Source organism: Edwardsiella tarda ATCC 15947 = NBRC 105688 (assembly GCF_003113495.2).
GTDB classification, from domain to species: Bacteria; Pseudomonadota; Gammaproteobacteria; order Enterobacterales; family Enterobacteriaceae; genus Edwardsiella; species Edwardsiella tarda.
In genome coordinates this window covers 3,527,890-3,546,093 of record NZ_CP084506.1, presented here as the reverse complement: position 1 = coordinate 3,546,093, position 18,204 = coordinate 3,527,890, and the positions used below count along the sequence as shown (strand labels likewise).

Sequence of the window (18,204 nt, the reverse complement as noted above, 5' to 3'; positions counted from 1 at the left end):
TAATGATTGCGTTAATTCAGCGCGTGACCCGCGCCAGCGTAACGGTGGAACAGCAGATTGTCGGCGAGATCGGTGCGGGGCTGCTGGTATTGTTGGGCGTGGAGAAGGATGACGATCAGCAAAAGGCGAAGCGTTTGTCTGATAAGGTGTTGGGATATCGTATTTTTAGCGATGAGAATGACAAGATGAATCTCAACGTGCAACAGGCCGGCGGCAGTGTCTTGGTCGTCTCCCAGTTTACGCTTGCGGCCGACACCCAGAAGGGGATGCGTCCCAGCTTTTCCCGTGGCGCGGTGCCAGATGAGGCCGAGCGGTTATATGACTATTTTACGGCGTGCTGCCGTGCCAGTGGCGTTGCTACGGAGACCGGGCGTTTTGCCGCCGATATGCAGGTAGAACTGCTTAATGATGGGCCGGTCACCTTCTGGCTGCAGGTCTAGCCAGTCACCCTGTGCGGCGTCGAGCAGTACGCCGCCACACAGGGGGCCGAGTTACGACTCTGTCTGGATACCGACTCGCTTGTCGCGTAGCATCCGTACGACTAACCACAGCCATAGCAATCCGCTGAGCAGATTGAACAGATTGAAGGCACCGTTACCACTGAGCAGCCAGGCGTGTTTTCCCACCTCGATACCCAATGTGTAGATCAACATACTGATCATCCCCATGGCGGCGGAGACTGTCCCCTTACTCATCTCGCTGGAGAAGAGCGTGAGGCGATACAGACCGGCGTTGGCTAGGCCGATACCGAAAGCGTATAGGCTGAGCCCCGCCATCATCCACAGATAGGCGTGGGGGCTATAGAGCGTCGCGACGGCGGCGATGGTCAGCCCGCCGACCATCGGCCAGGCGCCTAGCTGAATCAAGCGGCGTACTGGGCGCCGCCCACTCAGGCGAGCCAGCGTAAAGTTACCCAGGATCAGCATGCCGAAGATCGGCACCTGCAACAGGCCGTAGTCATAACTACTTAGCCCTTCACCACTGATGATGATCACCGGTGACTGCGCTATCCAGGTCAGTAGTGGCAGGCTGGCAAAACCACACGCCAGCGCACCGCAGAGGAAACGCCCATTCTTCAATACCAATGCGTAGTCATGACCTAGCGCGGGCAGTGACAGTTTTTCCCCACGGCGGGTGGCCGTTTCCGGCATGGCCTTATATAGTCCGATAAAGGCGATCAGCGCCAGGACGGCGAACAGGATAAACATGCTTTCCCAGGGCAGGACATGTACCCAAGCCGCGCCCGCCAATGGACCGAGCAGTGGCGCGATCAGGGCAACGTTGGCCATCAGGGCGGTGATCTTGATACATACCGACTCCTCGAACGACTCTTGGATGGCGGCATAGCCGACGGCCCCGATGAAGCACAGGCTGATCCCTTGCAGGAAACGCAGCAGTGTAAATTGTTCGATACTGTCGGTGAACAGGATGGCCAGACAGGTGACAGCGAAATAGAGGGTGCCGGTCAGCATCACCGGACGCCGACCGATACGGTCAGAGAGTGGGCCGAGTAGCCATTGCAAGAACATGCCGCCAGCGAGGTAAGCCGTCATGGAGGTGGGAACCCAGCTGTCATCGACGCCGAAAGTTTGTACTACCGAAAGCATTCCGGGTTGGATCATATCGTTTCCGATATAAGTCGCGAACTCGTATAACACCAGACAGAGTGGAAAGAGCAACGCGCGTCGGCCGAGGCGGCGCGTAGGAGAAGAACGGTTTTGTTGCATAGTATTGGTCGCTAAAAGGGAAAGCAGTCAGACCCAGCGGGATCGCCTGTGAAATAGCGGCTGGTAGGGCTGGTTATTCTGCCGTCAGTGAGCGTACTTGGCAACAGCCGTTCGTGCGTTAGCGCGCGATCGCCCACAGCGGATCAACGCTGCGGGCGGTGTATTAGGCCGTGCGTTTTTGCCAGGCAACGGATTGTAGGCGGGCATCCAGCTCCGTGTGAGCCACATGATTGGTATAGTTGCTCATCACTTTTTGCGCCAGACATAAGATGACGTCAAGGATGTGGCGGCGCGTAAAACCGGCGGCAAGGAAAGCCTCGAGGGTCGCCTCATCGACTTCTCCCCGTTGGCGTACCATGGCCAAGGTGAAAGTGCGTAATGCCTCCAGACGCGCGTTAGGCAGCGGAGTCTCATTGCGCAGAGCATCATTGATCGCCTCATCGACTTTCATCGCTCTGGCGATCAGGGTATGTGCCGGTACACAGTAGTGGCAGCGATGTTCGACATTAATGGTCTGCCAGACTACGGTTTTTTCTTCATCATCGAAGCTGCTGTGGAGGAAAAGATGATGCAGCGTCTGGTAACCGGCTAGCAGTTGTGGCGACTCCGCCATGATGGCATGGAGTGCGGGAAGGCCGCCATTGTTGCGCTTACTTTGCTGCAGTAGCTCCCGACTCTCGGGTGGCGCGTTGGTCTCATCGTATTTTTCAAATGTCAGCATCATGTGTTTCCCTGGTGTGATGGGAGATGCCTCGCATTGGGGCGAGGAGCCTCGTGGTTAAATTTCACTCTAGATATTTTTGAACGATCATTCAAGTTTGTTTTTTGAATAAACGTTCAAAAAAGTGCGCTACAATGAAGAAAATAAAACGGATGGTTAGGCGGTGATATGGCGCGACCTCTACAACATGATCGTGATGAGGCGCTGCAACAGGCCGTGATCCTGTTCTGGCGTCAAGGCTATTTTGCGACATCGATGAAAGATATTGAGCGGGCACTGAATATGCGCCCCGGTAGTATTTACGCTTCGTTTGGCAGTAAAGAGGTGCTGTTTACGCGCGCGTTAGCCTGTTATACCCAGCAGCAGATCGCCGCCTATGAGGCATTACTCATCGCTCATGGCGATCCGTTTGCGGCCACGGTGGATTTTCTCCAACAGTTTGGCCAGCCCATTCCTGCATCGATCCCCTCGGCTGTCTGTTTCTTAGTGAAGAGTCTGCTGGAGGTAGAGGGGCAACAGGATGATAGCCTCGCCTCACAGGTACGCTTACACCTGGCAGCGATGGAGGCGGCGTTTTATCGCGCCTTTCTTCCTGTGCTGACGGAGCCGCAGGCTCGACAGTTGGCGCAGTGGTTGCAGAAAGAGGTGATCGGTATTCGTATCATGGCATCACAACTCGGTGATTCGCCCGCCTTGGCGCGGCTGGTGGCTGAGAGTGTTAAGACGTTGCAGCGTTGGCCGCGCAGCGATAGTTGATGAACGCCCGCAGCTCTCGCCCCCTGCGAGGGCACGATTGGCGGGGTCTGCTTGAATATCTCTCATCCCTCCTTGTCATTTCTTCATGAGTAAAATGCATTTTGCGGTTGACGAATCCATCGACTTACGGCAACTTCTATTTAGACGTCTAAACGTATAGATGTTTAATTTTGGCGTGCGGTGGAGCGCACAGGGCAGCGAGCATAAGGATGATCGGGATGAGTTTTTTTCACGCAAGCCAGCATGATGCGCTAAACCAGAGCCTGGCCGAGTTGCAGGGTAGGATCCAGGTTTCCTTTGAGTTTTTTCCCCCCCGTACGCCGGAGATGGAGCAGACACTCTGGCAATCCATCGATCGACTCAGCACCTTGAAGCCCGCGTTTATCTCGGTGACCTATGGCGCAAATTCCGGTGAGCGCGATCGTACTCACTCGGTGATCAAGGGCATCAAGGAGCGTACCGGGCTAGAGGCTGCTCCCCATCTGACTTGCGTCGATGCCAGCCGTGAGGCGTTACGTGCCATCGCCCGAGATTACTGGCAGAGTGGTATCCGTCATATTGTGGCGTTACGCGGTGATTTGGCAGCGGGGGCGGGGCGCCCCGAGATGTATGCCAGCGATCTGGTGGCGTTATTGCGCGAGGTGGCGGACTTCGATATCTCGGTTGCCGCGTATCCCGAGGTTCACCCGGAGGCGAAGAGTGCCCAGGCCGATCTGTTGAATCTTAAGCGTAAGATTGATGCGGGAGCCAATCGAGCGATCACCCAATTTTTCTTTGATGTGGAAAGCTATCTACGCTTTCGCGATCGTTGTGCGGCGGCGGGGATCGAGGCTGAGATTGTGCCGGGGATCCTGCCGGTTTCAAACTTTGGGCAACTTCAGCGTTTCGCTGCACTGACCAACGTGCGAGTACCGCAATGGATGATGGCGATGTTCGATGGCTTGGAGAATGATGTGGAGACACGCAAGCTGGTGGGGGCGAATATTGCCATGGATATGGTTAAGCTACTCTGCCGTGAAGGGGTGAAGGATTTCCATTTCTACACCTTAAACCGCGCGGAGCTGAGCTATGCTATCTGCCATACCCTGGGGGTACGACCGCAAGCCTAAAGGATGGTAGAACCGTACGACGTGTTTGACGAGTCCTGATATCGGTTGACCGTTTTTTGTCTGTAAAATGCCTGATGAACATCATCGGGCGTTTTATATTTCAGGGCCTGATGTGGTCGCTCATAACGCTATTCAGGACAGGTCAGTTGTTAGCAAAAGCCCGCCTAAGCGGGCTTTTTCGTGCCGTAATCTTCGGCCCATACTAGCCGGTGTTACGCATCCCAGCGGCAACGCCAGCGATGGTAACCATCAGCGCTTGTTCGACGTTTGCGTCCGGCGTCTCTTGTTGGCGTGAGCGATGCAGCAGCTCGGCCTGCAAGACGTTGAGTGGATCGGTATAGACGTTACGTAGGGCGATAGATTCGGCGGCCCAAGGAAGATCGGCCATCAGATGGTCGGTGTTGGCGATGGCCAGTACCGCCTGGATATCGCGTTGTACCTGCTGGCGCAGATCGTTCCCCAATGGCCACAGGGCCGGATCGACCAGGCGTTGATCATAGTACTCCGCCAGCCACAGATCGGATTTAGCGAACACCATCTCGAGCATATCGATACGCGTGGTGAAGAACGGCCAGTCACGGTACATGTTCTCTAGTGTGTCCCGCTTGCCCTGATCCATCGCCTCGGACAATGCGGCGCCGGCACCGAGCCAGGCTGGTAGCATCAGGCGATTTTGTGTCCAGGCGAAGATCCAGGGGATGGCTCGCAGGCTCTCGACCCCTCCGGTAGGACGGCGCTTGGCAGGGCGAGAGCCCAGTGGGAGTTTGCCCAGCTCCAGCTCCGGTGTGGCCGAGCGGAAATAGGGAACGAAGTCGGGGTTCTCGCGCACATAGCGGCGGTAGAGCGCACAGGAGGTTTGTGATAGCTCATCCATGATATCGCGCCAAGCCTGCTTCGGCGCTGGCGGCGGCAGTAGGTTAGCCTCCAGAATGGCGCTGGTATACAGCGTCAGGCTACTGACCGCGATCTCGGGTAAGCCGAGCTTAAAGCGGATCATCTCCCCTTGCTCGGTGACACGCAGGCCCCCCTTCAGGCTGCCCGGCGGTTGGGAGAGCAGGGCATCGTGTGCCGGTGCGCCGCCACGGCCGATAGAGCCGCCACGACCATGAAATAGGGTCAGGGCGATCCCCGCCTGGTCGCAGACGCGCACCAGTGCCTCTTGCGCACGGTATTGAGCCCAGGAGGCGGCCATCACCCCGGCATCCTTGGCGGAGTCGGAGTAACCGATCATCACCATCTGCTTGCCTTGGATGAAGCCGCGATACCAGTCGATGCTGAGCAGTTGGCTCATCACCGCCTCGGCATTGTTCAGATCATCGAGCGTTTCAAACAGCGGCGCTACCGGTAGGTTGAAGGGACAGCCGGCTTCTTTCAGGAGTAGGTGTACCGCTAAGACATCCGAAGGCGTACGTGCCATGGAGATGACGTAGGCGGCGATGGCGCCAGCCGGTGCCTCGGCGATGACCTGACAGGTATCGAAGACTTCCTTGGTCTCTGGCGACGGTGTCCAATGGCGTGGCACCAATGGACGTTTGGAGTTCAGTTCACGCAGCAGGAAGGCCTGCTTGTCTGCCTCGGACCAGGTTTCATAGTCGCCTAGGCCTAAGTAACGCGTCAGCTCGGCGATGGCCTCGGTGTGGCGTGTGCTCTCCTGGCGGATATCGATACGTACCAGCGGGACGCCGAAACAATGAACCCGGCGTAGGGTATCCAGCAGCTGCCCGTTGGCGATGATCCCCATCCCGCAGGCCATAAGCGAGCGGTAGCAGGTGTGTAGCGGTTGCCACAATTGGTCGTTGCTGATCAGTAGATCGTTGGGGCGTGGCGGATGCTCGCCGCGCAGGCGGGCATCGAGGTAGGTCTGCGTATCGATCAACTGACGGCGCAGACGTTTTAAGACCTCACGATAAGGCTCTTGCGCCTCCTCACCAGCCAGCACGCGCAGCTCCGGGGTGCAGACCGTCATGGAGAGTTCCGATACCAACACCTGGACGTCGCGCAGGAATAGCTCGGCGGCTTTCCAACGGCTGAGCAACAGGGCACGGCGTGTCACCTCGGCGGTGACATTGGGGTTACCGTCACGGTCGCCGCCCATCCAAGCGGTGAAGCGTACGGGTACGGCCTCGACGGGGAGCTGGTAACCGAGCGCTTTTTCTAATTGCTCGTTGAATTCGCGCAGAAAGGCGGGGACACCTTCCCACAGGCTATTTTCGACGACGGCATAGCCCCATTTGGCTTCATCGATCGGCGTGGGGCGATTCTTTCGAATTTCGTCGGTATGCCAAGACTGTGCGACCAATTGGCGCAGGCGACGCATGATCTGATTGCGTTCGTAGTCGGCCAGATCGTCATGGTCCAACTGACTGAGGCAGGTATTCACCTCGACCAGCTTATGGATCAGTGTCCGGCGGGTGATCTCGGTCGGATGCGCGGTCAGGACCAGCTCGATCGAGAGATTGTCGACGGCCTGGCGGATCTGAGTCTCGTCCAGGTTCTTCTTCTTCAACCGGGTGAATAATTGTGAGAGGGCATCGGGGTTGCTGGCCGCCTCGCCATGGGGAGAGATACGATGGTATTGCTCCGCGACGTTAGCCAGATTGAGGAACTGGCTAAAGGCCCTTGCCACTGGCAACAGTTCATCGTTAGACAGGTTTTGCAGTGTGTTCAGCAACGCCTGGCGGCTGGCTTCATTGCCAGCACGTGACGACTTGGACAGCCTGCGGATGGTTTCGACGCGATCCAGGATCTGTTCACCCAGTGCGTCTTTGATAGTATCGCCCAGCAGCTTGCCCAACATGCTGACATTGCCACGCATCGCCGAATATTGCTCATTCATAGAACCACTGCCCCTCCCAAGACGTAAATTTCTTTCACCCGGAAATTGTAGAGTGTCTCTTTATAAAGCCACGTTCCGTCTTCTGCGTCAATTGACACAATTTCTTGCCAAAATACACAATTTAGCGGCGTTAACTGAAATTTAATTACGGCATGACCTGAATGGGTCTATTTGATAACAGTTACATTGCAAATGTTGCCGCGTCATCGTTTGCTAACGCAGTTAACGGCCCATTTAGGGCCGACAAAAGTGATGAATCAACTGCATCAACAGCGTGCGCGTTGGCAAAATAAAATCCGTTGCCAGGTACTCATCCGGCTGATGCGCTTGTTCAATCGAGCCAGGACCGAGCACCAGAGTTGGACAGATCTCCTGTAGGAACGGGGCTTCGGTGCAATAGTTGACGACCTCGGCACGCTCGCCTAGCAATTTTTCTATTGTCTGTACCAGCGGGGCATGACGTGGACACTCGTAGCCGGGGATCGGCGGATGCAACGATTCGATGCGTAACCGTCCGGGCCACTGGCGGACGATGGGATCCAGGGCCTGAGTGAGTAGTTCATTGAGGTCGTTAAGCGTCATCCCCGGCAGGGGGCGCATATCCAGATGGAGTTCACAGCAGGCACAGATACGGTTAGCGGCGTCACCGCCATGGATATGCCCCAGGTTTATCGTCGGGTAGGGAATGTTAAACGCCGGATTATGGTAACGCTGTTGTAGCGTATTGCGCAGCGTCAGTAGCTGGCCGATGGCATCATGCATGATCTCGATGGCGTTGATGCCACGAGCCGGATCGCTGGAGTGACCGGATTGACCGGTGATACGAATAGCCTCCGAGAGGTGACCTTTATGTGCTCGGATCGGTTTGAGGGAGGTCGGTTCGCCGATAATGCAGCAGGCGGGGCGTAGCGCCGTATTCGCCGCGAAATAGCGAGCCCCGGCCATTGAGGTTTCTTCATCCGCCGTTGCCAGAATATACAGCGGTTTCGCCAATTTATGCAGTTCGATATCTCGTAATGCATCGAGGATAAAGGCGAAGAAGCCCTTCATATCGGCGGTGCCAAGGCCATATAGTTTATTATCCTGTTCGCTGAGGGTGAAGGGATCGCGCGTCCAGCGCCCCTCGTCGAAGGGGACCGTATCCGTATGCCCTGCGAGCATTAGCCCATCAGGCCCTTGGCCATAGCTAGCTAACAGATTGAATTTCTTTCTTGTTCCTGGAACGGGCTGAACTTCGACCCGGAATCCCATATCGCTCAACCAACCTGCCAACAGATTGATTAATCGTTCATTACTCTGATCCAGTGCCGCATCGTTGGCACTGATGGATGGCGTGGCGATAAGCGCACGGTATAGCTCGATAAATGAGGGTAATTGCGTATTCAATGTTGACAGCCTCCGCTGGGGATAGTATCAATATTCATGCATTTATTTTGAATAAAAATACACTTAAAGCTTGTTTGAAAGAAACAGACAGGGAAGCCCGGATGCCGGCATGGCTGCGGGGCTAACGGGATGAACGACGAGGCGCAGAGGGAGATCGGCGTCTCGCCCGCTATCCATAGTTAACCAAGAGAGGCTATCGCAGCAATGTCTAACATCCCAACGACCTTAAGAGCATTAGTCGTCGGCGCCAGCGGTTATACCGGTGCCGAATTGGCCGCCTACCTACAGCGTCATCCCTATATCACCATAGCCGGTTTGATCGTCTCGGCGCAAAGTGTTGATGGTGGTAAGCGCTTATCCGATCTGCATCCTCGCCTAAAAGGCGTGGTCGACCAACGGCTTATTGCCAGTGATGATATGGCCTCTTTGGCTGAGCTGGCGGATGTGGTCTTCCTGGCGACGGATCATGCCGTGAGTCATCAATTAGCCCCGCAGTTTCTCGCTGCGGGTTGTACGGTCTTCGATCTCTCGGGTGCGTATCGGGTAAATCAGGCGGCGTTTTATTCGCAATATTACGGTTTTACTCATCAATATCCTGAATGGTTAGCCCAGGCGGTCTATGGCCTCGCGGAGTGGCAGGCTGACGCGCTACGTTCGGCGCAGCTGATCGCCTTGCCGGGCTGCTATCCCACGGCGGCACAACTGGCACTTAAGCCTTTGCTGGCTGCCGGTTTGGTTGATACGACGCAGTGGCCGGTGATCAATGCCGTCAGCGGGGTGAGTGGTGCCGGACGCAAGGCCAGCCTGAACAACAGCTTTTGTGAGGTGAGCCTGCAACCGTATGGCCTATTCACCCATCGTCATCAGCCAGAGATCGCGGCGCATCTGGGAATACCGGTTATTTTCACCCCCCATCTGGGGAACTTCCCGCGTGGGATCTTAGCGACCATCCACCTGCGGGTGAAAAGCGGCGTCGATGCGGCGGAGATCGCTACGGCGTTCTATCGCGCTTATCAGGAACAGCCGCTGGTGCGCCTAAATACAGAGACGTTGCCATCGGTTGGGGCGGTGGCTGGCACGCCCTATTGCGATATAGGTTTCGCCTTACAGGGTGAGCATCTGATCGTGATCGCCGCCGAAGACAACCTGTTAAAAGGGGCAGCAGCCCAGGCAGTGCAGTGCATGAATCTACGCTTTGGCTTTCAGCAGACTTGCGCCCTGCTTTAATTCAAACCAGTTGGAGAGACAGAGGCAGCTATGGATCCATTAATCATTAAACTCGGCGGTGTGTTACTCGATAACCCTCAGGCGATGGAACGCCTTTTCCAGGCGTTGCTACGCTATCGCCGTACTGACCAGCGTCCGATCATCATCGTTCACGGCGGCGGCTGTCTGGTGGATGAGTTGATGGCGCGTCTGCAACTCCCCGTAGAGAAAAGAAATGGTCTACGTGTCACGCCCGCCGATCAGATCGGCATCATCAGCGGTGCATTGGCGGGGACGGCGAATAAGACCCTACAAGCCTGCGCCATTGCCCACGGTTTGCCCGCCTTGGGCTTATCGCTGGCAGACGGCGATATGGTACGGGTCACGCTCCTGGATGAGGCGCTCGGTCATGTGGGTGCGGCGCAGCCGGGATCGCCACAGTGGGTGCGTCAGCTATTGGCGGCGGGGTTCCTGCCGATCGTTAGCTCTATCGGCATCAGTGCCGACGGTATGGTGTTGAATGTTAATGCCGATCAGGCTGCGACGGCGTTGGCCGCAACCTTACAGGCCGATCTACTATTGCTCTCTGATGTCAGCGGCATCCTTGACGGCAAGGGGCAACGTATCGCCGAACTGAGCGCGACGAAGGTACAGCAGCTGATCGCACAAGGCATCATCACCGATGGCATGGTGGTGAAAGTGAATGCCGCACTTGAAGCCGCGCAGACGCTAGGGCGGGCCGTCGATATCGCCGGCTGGCGTTGCGCCGAAAAATTACCGGCCCTGTTTAATGGCGAGGCCGTCGGTACACGTATTTACGCCTAACACAAACACAACGACATGATTCGGTTGAACACAAGGAAAATAACTATGGCAACCCCAACTATTAGCAAAATCGTTCTGGCTTATTCCGGTGGTTTAGATACCTCCGCCATTATCCCGTGGCTAAAAGAGAACTACGGGGAGTGCGAGGTCATCGCCTTCGTCGCGGATATCGGCCAGGAGCGTGAGGATCTGGTGGGCATCGAGCAGAAGGCGCTGCGTTCTGGCGCCTCGGCCTGCTATGTGGTGGATCTGCGTGAAACCTTCATCAAGGAGTATGTTTATCCGGTACTGAAGAGTGGCGCGTTGTATGAAGGGAGCTATCTGCTGGGAACCTCAATGGCTCGCCCGTTGATCGCTAAAGCTCAGGTCGAGTTGGCCCTGGAGCTCGGCGCCGATGCACTGTGCCACGGTGCGACCGGTAAGGGTAATGATCAGGTACGCTTCGAGACGACCTATACCGCGCTCGCGCCGCAACTGCAGGTGGTGGCGCCGTGGCGTGAGTGGGATCTGCGTTCGCGTGAGGCTCTGCTCGATTATCTGAAGGTGCGCGACATTCCGACGACGGCTACTCTGGAGAAGATCTACAGCCGTGACGCTAACGCCTGGCACATTTCTACCGAAGGTGGGGTGTTGGAGAGCCCGTGGAATGCCGCGAATCAGGATTGCTGGGTCTGGACCACGGCGCCGGAGGAGGCACCGGATCAGCCAGAGTTGGTCACCGTCGGTGTCGAGCGGGGCGAGGTGGTGTCGGTCAATGGTGTGATGATGACCCCCTTCGGCTGCTTGCAGACGCTGAACGAGATCGGTGCTCGTCATGGTGTGGGACGTATCGATATCGTGGAAAACCGTCTGGTCGGTATCAAGTCACGCGGCTGCTATGAAACCCCCGGGGGCACCATCATGATGGCGGCGCTACGCGGTGTGGAGCAACTGGTTTTGGATCGCGATAGCTTCCAGTGGCGTGAGAAGTTGGGCCAGGAGATGTCTTATGTCGTGTATGACGGGCGTTGGTTCGCTCCGTTACGCCAGTCGTTACAGGCAGCGGCTGACGCCTTGGCCGAGGCGGTCAGCGGTGAGGTAGTGATTAAGCTATATAAAGGTCAGGCGACGGCGATCCAGAAGAAATCGGCTAACAGCTTGTATAACGAAGCCTTTGCAACCTTCGGTGAGGATGACGTTTACGATCACAGCCATGCTGGCGGTTTTATCCGCTTATTCTCTCTGTCATCGCGTATTCGGGCGTTGAACAGCGCCAAATAATCGGCGCGAGCCAGCGAGGTCATAGGTGGGCCAAAGGGTGGCCCGTCGATGAGGTATTCACAGTACGGAGCAGGCACGATGGCACTTTGGGGTGGGCGTTTTAGCCAAGCAGCAGATCAACGGTTTAAACAATTCAATGACTCTTTGCGTTTCGATTATCGTTTAGCAGAGCAAGATATCATCGGCTCCCTGGCGTGGTCACGAGCGTTGGTCGATGTCGGCGTGTTGACGCAGCAAGAGCAGCAGACATTGGCCCAGGCGCTGGCAGCCCTGTTAGAGGAGGTGCGCGCCGAGCCACAGACGATGCTACACAGTGATGCCGAGGATATTCACAGTTGGGTGGAGCAGCAACTGATCGGGAAAGTCGGTGATCTCGGGAAGAAGCTGCATACCGGTCGCAGTCGTAACGATCAGGTCGCGACCGATCTTAAACTGTGGTGCAAGGCGCAGGGGGCGCTGTTGTGTCAGGCATTGCAGGCGCTACAGCAGGCGTTGATCAGCTGCGCGGAGCAACATCAGGATGCAGTGATGCCGGGTTATACCCATTTGCAGCGTGCCCAGCCGATCACCTTTGCACACTGGTGTCTGGCCTATGTGGAGATGCTGGCGCGTGACGAAAGTCGGTTGGCGGATGCGTTGCGCCGCTTAGATAGCAGCCCATTGGGGTGCGGGGCTTTGGCTGGTACCGCTTATCCCATCGATCGTGAGCAGTTGGCGGGCTGGTTAGGGTTCGCGGCGGCGACGCGTAATAGCCTGGACAGTGTCTCCGATCGTGATCATGTCCTCGAGTTGCTATCTACCGCGGCCATCAGCATGGTACATCTGTCGCGCTTTGCGGAAGATCTGATCTTCTTTAACAGTGGTGAGGCTGGCTTCATCGAGCTGTCGGATCGGGTGACTTCCGGCTCGTCGCTGATGCCACAGAAGAAGAATCCCGATGCTTTGGAGTTGATCCGGGGGAAATGTGGTCGGGTGCAGGGTGCGTTGAGCGGCATGATGATGACCCTAAAAGGCTTACCCTTGGCTTATAACAAAGATATGCAGGAGGACAAGGAAGGATTGTTTGATGCCCTCGATACTTGGCTCGACTGTCTGCATATGGCGGGCTTGGTGTTAGTCGATCTGCAGGTAAAACGTCCGCGTTGTACCGAGGCGGCGCAGCAAGGTTATGCGAATGCCACGGAGCTGGCAGATTACTTAGTCGCCAAGGGGGTGCCATTCCGTGAGGCACATCATATCGTCGGTGAGGTGGTGGTGGCGGCCCTGGCGCAGGGTAAACCGTTGGAGGCCTTGCCGCTGGCGACGCTGCAAGCCTTTAGCCCGGTCATCGGCGAGGATGTTTATGCAACGTTAGCGTTGGCGTCGTGTCTGGCTAAGCGTTGCGCCCGTGGTGGCGTGGCACCACAGCAGGTGGCGCAAGCCATTGCCGAGGCACAGCGCCGTTTAGGGTGAGACTCCGTGTCGTGAGAATGAGCGGCTCCTGAGGGTGCCGCTCGATCATTGAGGCGGTGGATCTTTATCCTGAACTCACTACTCTCCGGGGCAACGTAGGCAGCGTTCGATCTCGTCATCACCGAGGTGTAGTTGGCTTTGCAGGTCGCGCAGGGCGGTACGCAGCCCCTCTTCGATCACCGGATGGTAGAACGGCATATCCAACATCTGGTCGATAGTCAGTTGCTGCTGGTGGGCCCAGGCGAGCAGATGGGCGAGGTGCTCTGCATCCGGGCCAATCATCTCGGCCCCAAGGAAACGACCACTGCCTTGCTCGCCGTATACGTGTAACAACCCTTGGTTACGTAGCATCACGCGGGAACGGCCCTGATCCTCAAAGGAGACTTCGCCGACGGCGAAGCAACCGCAGGCACCATATTTTTCGTTCAGCTCACGGAACGTAGCACCGACCATGGCGATCTGCGGATCGGAAAAGACCACCGAAAGCGGGCTACGGCGCAGGCCGGGGCGGATTTGCGGGTAGCGACCGGCATTGTCACCGGCGATCCGGGCTTGGTCGCTGGCCTCATGCAACAAGGGTAATTGGTTGCTGGCGTCGCCGGCGATGAAGATATGTGCGGCGCTGGTCTGCATGGTTAGCGGGTCAGCTATGGGAACACCGCGTGCATCTCGTTGTAGACGGGTATTCTCTAAGCCGAGGTTATCGACATTAGGGCGTCGTCCGGTGGCGGCTAATACATAGTCTACTCGGCACGTTTGCATCTGGCCGTTGCGATCGCGATAGCGGATACACACCTGATCGCCCTCGCGCTGCATCATCTCGATATCTACATCAGGATCGAGATAGAACGCCTCGCTCAATGTTGTGGCCGCATAGCGGCGCACCGCATCGTCTGTCAGCGGCCCTACCGCTCCACCGATACCGAATACTTTGATCTCTACGCCTAAGCGGTGCAAGGCCTGTCCCAGTTCGAGGCCAATAACACCCGGGCCGAAGACGGCAACGGCGCGTGGCAGGGTATCCCAGGCGAACAGATCGTCGTTGACGATCAAGCGATCGCCCAGCGCGTTCCAATCCGTAGGCCAAGTCGGGCGTGAACCAGTGGCGATCACGATGCGTTGTGCGTGGAGGCGAGTGTGGTCATCAACCTGTAGGGTATGCTCATCGAGGAAGCGGGCATAGCCCATGATCTTATCTTCGGCGGGGATACTCTCGACTCCTTCCATTACAAAGCCCACGAAGCGATCGCGTTCACGCTTGACGCGATCCATTACCGCCCGGCCATCGATATGGATCTCGCCTTGTGGATGGACTCCAAAGGCGGGAGCTCGGGCTATCTGATGAGCCGCTTCCGCCGCCGCGATCAGCAATTTTGAGGGCATGCAGCCTACGCGGGCACAGGTGGTGCCAAAGGGGCCGCCTTCGATCATGACGACATGTGGAGTATGGCGCTTGGCGGCACGGTAGGCGCCCAAACCGGCGGTGCCACCGCCGATAACGGCCACATCGACATGTAATTCTTTCATCGTGTGATTCCTCATGCGCAGAAAAAAAAGGCGGGGCAAGCCCCGCCAATGTGTTGGCTTTCATGAGCCATGGATGGCTCTATCGTTATTAAGCCTATTGCAGGTAATGCTCCAAATCATCGCTGCCGCCAATATGTCGGCCGCCGATAAAGACTTGTGGAACCGTCGCTCGCCCCGTGACGGCGCGCAGGCTGACCAGTGTTGCGTCTCGACCTAGGGAGATCTCTTCATATTGAAGGCCTCTATCGCGGAGTAACTGCTTTGCCTTGGCGCAGTAAGGGCAATCGGGTTTTGTGAAGAGTGCAATCGAGGGCTGTAGTTGATGTTCCGGTGCGAGGTAGTTCAGCATCGTATCGGCGTCGGAAACCTGGAAGGGATCGTCCAAGGTATCAGGCTCGATGAACATTTTCTCTATCACGCCGTCACAGACCAACATGGAGTAACGCCAGGCGCGCGGACCGAAGCTTTGTTCGGACTTCTCGACCATCATGTTCATGCCACGGGTAAAGTGGCCCTCTCCGTCCGGCAAGAACGTCACATGCTCGGCCTTCTGCGCCTCTTTCCATGCTTCCATGACGAAAGCATCGTTGACGGATACGCAGAGAATGCGGTCTATACCATACTGCTGGAAGATAGGCGCCAATTCGTTGTAGCGTGGTAAGTGGCTTGAAGAGCAAGTTGGTGTGAATGCTCCCGGCAATGAAAAAACGATGACGCGTTGGTCACGGAACAGTTCATCGCTGGTCACTTCGATCCATTGATCACCTTGATGAGTATGAAAGGTAACCTGTGGGACTCTTCTGCCTTCTTGACTGCTAAACATGCATGACAACCTTTTCTCGGAAACAAAACGACGTTATGGCCTGTTACTTATCATTCATTATTGAGACTCCCTCTTGATAGTTCTAATCGTTCATTGCTATCTTATTCATCGGTGCTTGCTATCTGTTGCGGGGGAAACATGAATATCCGGGATTTGGAGTATCTGGTGGCGTTGGCAGAGCATCGCCACTTTCGACGGGCGGCTGATTCGTGCCATGTCAGCCAGCCAACGTTAAGCGGTCAAATCCGTAAGCTAGAAGATGAGCTTGGGGTCATGCTGTTGGAACGGACCAGTCGTAAGGTATTGTTTACGCAGGCAGGTCTACTGTTGGTCGAGCAGGCACGTACCGTGTTGCGCGAGGTCAAGGTGCTGAAGGAGATGGCCAGTCAGCAGGGTGAGGCGATGTCCGGTCCGTTACACATTGGGTTGATCCCGACGGTTGGACCCTACCTGTTGCCGCAGATCATCCCCATGCTACACCAGGCCTTCCCTAAATTAGAGATGTATCTGCATGAGGCTCAGACTGCTCAACTACTGGCGCAGTTAGATAGCGGTAAGCTGGATTGTGCCATCCTGGCCTTGGTCAAGGAGACAGAGGCGTTTATCGAGATCCCGCTATTTGATGAGCCGATGACGCTGGCGGTGTATAGCGATCACCCTTGGGCGAGGAAAGAGCGTATCGCGATGCCGGAGTTGGCGGGGGAACATCTGTTGATGTTGGAGGATGGTCACTGTTTGCGCGATCAGGCGATGGGCTTCTGTTTTGAGGCCGGTGCCGATGAGGATACCCACTTCCGGGCTACCAGTCTGGAGACACTGCGTAATATGGTGGCTGCCGGCAGTGGTATCACACTCTTGCCCGATCTGGCGGTGCCCATCGAGCGGCAGCGTGATGGAGTGAGTTATCTCCCCTGTTATAAGCCGGAACCGAAGCGAACTATCGCTCTGGTCTATCGTCCTGGTTCACCTTTACGCGCGCGCTATGAACAGCTCGCGGAGGCGATCCGCGAGCATATGCAAGAGGTGATGAACCAGCGTGAAGCATTAAAACAGGCGGTTTAACCCGTTTAGTGCCGCGACGCGATAGGCTTCGGCCATGGTCGGGTAGTTGAAGGTAGTATTGACGAAATATTCGATAGTATTGCCTTCCCCCTTCTGTTCCATGATCGCTTGGCCGATGTGGATAATCTCGGCGGCGCGCTCACCAAAGCAGTGAATGCCTAGAATCTGCTTAGTATCACGATGGAACAGGATTTTTAACCCACCGACATTCATCCCCGCTATCTGTGCGCGAGCCAGATGCTTAAACTGCGAGCGACCGACCTCATAGGGGATCTTCATCGCCGTCAGCTCCTGTTCCGTTTTACCGACGGAGCTGATCTCTGGAATGGTGTAGATCCCGGTAGGGATATCTTCGATAAGATGGGTATGCGCTTGACCGCGAGTAATGACTTGGGCGGCGATACGTCCTTGGTCATAGGCGGCCGAGGCTAGGCTAGGATAGCCGATGACATCCCCGACGGCATAAATATGCGGTACGTCGGTCTGGTAACGGGCGTTCACGTTGAGTTGACCGCGTTTATCGGCGGATAATCCGACCGCCTCTAGCTGTAGCCCGTCGGTATTCCCGGTACGACCGTTAGCGAACAACAGGCAGTCTGCCTTCACCTTTTTGCCGGATCGCAGGTGAACGATCACCCCATCATCCAGCCCCTCAATTTGTTCAAACTCCTCGTTGTGGCGGATGACTACGCCGTTATTCCAGAAGTGATAGGAGAGCGAGTCTGACATCTCCTGATCCAAGAAAGAGAGGAGGCGATCGCGGGTATTAATCAGATCGACTTTGACGTTGAGGCCACGGAAGATCGAGGCATACTCACAACCGATTACGCCGGCGCCATAGATGATGATATGGCTAGGTTCGTGATGGAGATTAAGGATGGAGTCACTGTCGTAGATGCGGGGGTGGCTGAAATCGATCTCTTGCGGGTGATAGGGGCGCGAGCCGCAAGCGATGACGATGTTATCCGCCGTGAGTGTGTCGCTGCTACCATCCGCATAGGTCACGCTTAGCGTATGCGCATCGATAAATCGCGCTTGGCCGTAGAATAGTTGGCAATGATTACGTTCATAAAACCCCTGGCGCATGCGGGTTTGTTGATTAATTACGCTATCGGCGTGACGTAGGATATCGGGGAAAGTGGCACTGATTAGGCGGGTATTGTCGCTGTAAAGCGGGTTTTGGTTAAACTCAATGATACGACTTACTGCATGACGTAGGGCTTTTGAAGGGATGGTGCCCCAGTGGGTACATCCTCCACCGACGCTGAATTGCCGTTCGATCACGGCAACGCGCGCCCCTTGTTTAACCAATCCCATGGCGGCGCCTTCACCTCCGGAGCCTGAACCAATCACAATGGCGTCAAAACGGAAATGCTGTTGCATGTTAGAGTAGGCCTTTTTTTATACAAAACCACAACGGCATCTTAACATGGAATACTATGTAGCCCAATCATCCTCATTATTTATATAAGAAATATTTATGATTAGTAGGTAATGATGGAATAGCCTCGCCG

Annotated in this window: 15 protein-coding genes; 8 read left to right on the top strand and 7 right to left on the bottom strand. The window is 56.1% G+C overall.

Features of this window, described 5'->3' with window-relative positions; genetic code table 11:
• Positions 1-2: 2 nt before the first annotated feature.
• Entirely contained in the window at positions 3-440 is a 438-nt protein-coding gene (gene dtd, locus DCL27_RS16420; RefSeq protein WP_005280585.1) for a D-aminoacyl-tRNA deacylase, read from the top strand.
• 51 nt (positions 441-491) lie between these two features.
• Here the strand turns inward: dtd and DCL27_RS16415 are convergent, their stop codons facing one another.
• The gene (locus DCL27_RS16415) at positions 492-1,727 is read right to left on the bottom strand and encodes an MFS transporter (RefSeq protein WP_005297421.1); all 1,236 of its coding nucleotides are present in this window, start codon (positions 1,725-1,727) and stop codon (positions 492-494) included.
• Positions 1,728-1,890: 163 nt separating this feature from the next.
• Positions 1,891-2,451, bottom strand: coding sequence for a carboxymuconolactone decarboxylase family protein (locus DCL27_RS16410; protein WP_005280590.1), 561 nt, complete (start codon positions 2,449-2,451; stop codon positions 1,891-1,893).
• Between the two features lie 165 nt (positions 2,452-2,616).
• Between DCL27_RS16410 and DCL27_RS16405 the strand changes: the two genes are divergently transcribed.
• Together DCL27_RS16405 and metF are read left to right on the top strand one after the other, a co-directional pair.
• Positions 2,617-3,204 (top strand): TetR/AcrR family transcriptional regulator, encoded by a 588-nt coding sequence (locus DCL27_RS16405; protein ID WP_035596734.1) that lies wholly within the window; start codon positions 2,617-2,619, stop codon positions 3,202-3,204.
• Between the two features lie 218 nt (positions 3,205-3,422).
• Positions 3,423-4,313 carry a methylenetetrahydrofolate reductase gene (gene metF, locus DCL27_RS16400; protein ID WP_005297426.1) on the top strand — a complete coding sequence of 297 codons (891 nt, stop codon included), beginning with the start codon at positions 3,423-3,425 and terminating at the stop codon, positions 4,311-4,313.
• Between the two features lie 202 nt (positions 4,314-4,515).
• Here the strand turns inward: metF and ppc are convergent, their stop codons facing one another.
• Together ppc and argE are read right to left on the bottom strand one after the other, a co-directional pair.
• Positions 4,516-7,149: a phosphoenolpyruvate carboxylase gene (ppc, locus tag DCL27_RS16395; RefSeq protein ID WP_005280601.1), complete on the bottom strand. Its 2,634-nt coding sequence runs from the start codon at positions 7,147-7,149 to the stop codon at positions 4,516-4,518.
• 234 nt (positions 7,150-7,383) lie between these two features.
• Complete coding sequence (argE, locus tag DCL27_RS16390) at positions 7,384-8,535, bottom strand: acetylornithine deacetylase (protein WP_005280604.1); 1,152 nt, start codon at positions 8,533-8,535, stop codon at positions 7,384-7,386.
• A 204-nt stretch (positions 8,536-8,739) separates the two neighbouring features.
• Between argE and argC the strand changes: the two genes are divergently transcribed.
• The 4 genes from argC to argH all read left to right on the top strand — a co-directional run bounded on the left by argC (position 8,740) and on the right by argH (position 13,278).
• The gene (gene argC / locus DCL27_RS16385; protein ID WP_035596737.1) at positions 8,740-9,762 is read left to right on the top strand and encodes an N-acetyl-gamma-glutamyl-phosphate reductase; all 1,023 of its coding nucleotides are present in this window, start codon (positions 8,740-8,742) and stop codon (positions 9,760-9,762) included.
• A gap of 30 nt (positions 9,763-9,792) precedes the next feature.
• Entirely contained in the window at positions 9,793-10,566 is a 774-nt protein-coding gene (gene argB / locus DCL27_RS16380; RefSeq protein WP_005280610.1) for an acetylglutamate kinase, read from the top strand.
• A gap of 45 nt (positions 10,567-10,611) precedes the next feature.
• A complete protein-coding gene (locus DCL27_RS16375; protein WP_035596740.1) occupies positions 10,612-11,826 on the top strand; it encodes an argininosuccinate synthase in 1,215 nt (404 codons plus the stop codon).
• 78 nt (positions 11,827-11,904) lie between these two features.
• Complete coding sequence (gene argH, locus DCL27_RS16370; protein WP_035596743.1) at positions 11,905-13,278, top strand: argininosuccinate lyase; 1,374 nt, start codon at positions 11,905-11,907, stop codon at positions 13,276-13,278.
• Positions 13,279-13,356: 78 nt separating this feature from the next.
• Here argH and DCL27_RS16365 read toward each other — a convergent pair whose 3' ends face one another.
• Positions 13,357-14,805 (bottom strand): dihydrolipoyl dehydrogenase, encoded by a 1,449-nt coding sequence (locus DCL27_RS16365; RefSeq protein ID WP_047060685.1) that lies wholly within the window; start codon positions 14,803-14,805, stop codon positions 13,357-13,359.
• Positions 14,806-14,899: 94 nt separating this feature from the next.
• Positions 14,900-15,628, bottom strand: coding sequence for a glutathione peroxidase (locus tag DCL27_RS16360; RefSeq protein ID WP_035599879.1), 729 nt, complete (start codon positions 15,626-15,628; stop codon positions 14,900-14,902).
• 138 nt (positions 15,629-15,766) lie between these two features.
• Here DCL27_RS16360 and oxyR point away from each other — a divergent pair, with 138 nt between their 5' ends.
• Positions 15,767-16,690, top strand: a complete 924-nt coding sequence (gene oxyR / locus DCL27_RS16355) for a DNA-binding transcriptional regulator OxyR (protein ID WP_005280624.1) — start codon at positions 15,767-15,769, stop codon at positions 16,688-16,690.
• Here the strand turns inward: oxyR and sthA are convergent.
• Positions 16,673-18,073, bottom strand: coding sequence for a Si-specific NAD(P)(+) transhydrogenase (gene sthA / locus DCL27_RS16350; protein ID WP_228594450.1), 1,401 nt, complete (start codon positions 18,071-18,073; stop codon positions 16,673-16,675). The two genes, oxyR and sthA, sit on opposite strands and share 18 nt — an antisense overlap.
• Positions 18,074-18,204 lie beyond the last annotated feature (131 nt).

Coding starts and splice junctions, on each gene's coding strand:
- dtd (WP_005280585.1), top strand. CDS start 3: ATGATTGCGTTAATTCAGCGCGTGACCCGCGCCAGCGTAACGGTGGAA.
- DCL27_RS16415 (WP_005297421.1), bottom strand. CDS start 1,727: ATGCAACAAAACCGTTCTTCTCCTACGCGCCGCCTCGGCCGACGCGCG.
- DCL27_RS16410 (WP_005280590.1), bottom strand. CDS start 2,451: ATGATGCTGACATTTGAAAAATACGATGAGACCAACGCGCCACCCGAG.
- DCL27_RS16405 (WP_035596734.1), top strand. CDS start 2,617: ATGGCGCGACCTCTACAACATGATCGTGATGAGGCGCTGCAACAGGCC.
- metF (WP_005297426.1), top strand. CDS start 3,423: ATGAGTTTTTTTCACGCAAGCCAGCATGATGCGCTAAACCAGAGCCTG.
- ppc (WP_005280601.1), bottom strand. CDS start 7,149: ATGAATGAGCAATATTCGGCGATGCGTGGCAATGTCAGCATGTTGGGC.
- argC (WP_035596737.1), top strand. CDS start 8,740: ATGTCTAACATCCCAACGACCTTAAGAGCATTAGTCGTCGGCGCCAGC.
- argB (WP_005280610.1), top strand. CDS start 9,793: ATGGATCCATTAATCATTAAACTCGGCGGTGTGTTACTCGATAACCCT.
- DCL27_RS16375 (WP_035596740.1), top strand. CDS start 10,612: ATGGCAACCCCAACTATTAGCAAAATCGTTCTGGCTTATTCCGGTGGT.
- argH (WP_035596743.1), top strand. CDS start 11,905: ATGGCACTTTGGGGTGGGCGTTTTAGCCAAGCAGCAGATCAACGGTTT.
- DCL27_RS16365 (WP_047060685.1), bottom strand. CDS start 14,805: ATGAAAGAATTACATGTCGATGTGGCCGTTATCGGCGGTGGCACCGCC.
- DCL27_RS16360 (WP_035599879.1), bottom strand. CDS start 15,628: ATGTTTAGCAGTCAAGAAGGCAGAAGAGTCCCACAGGTTACCTTTCAT.
- oxyR (WP_005280624.1), top strand. CDS start 15,767: ATGAATATCCGGGATTTGGAGTATCTGGTGGCGTTGGCAGAGCATCGC.
- sthA (WP_228594450.1), bottom strand. CDS start 18,073: ATGCAACAGCATTTCCGTTTTGACGCCATTGTGATTGGTTCAGGCTCC.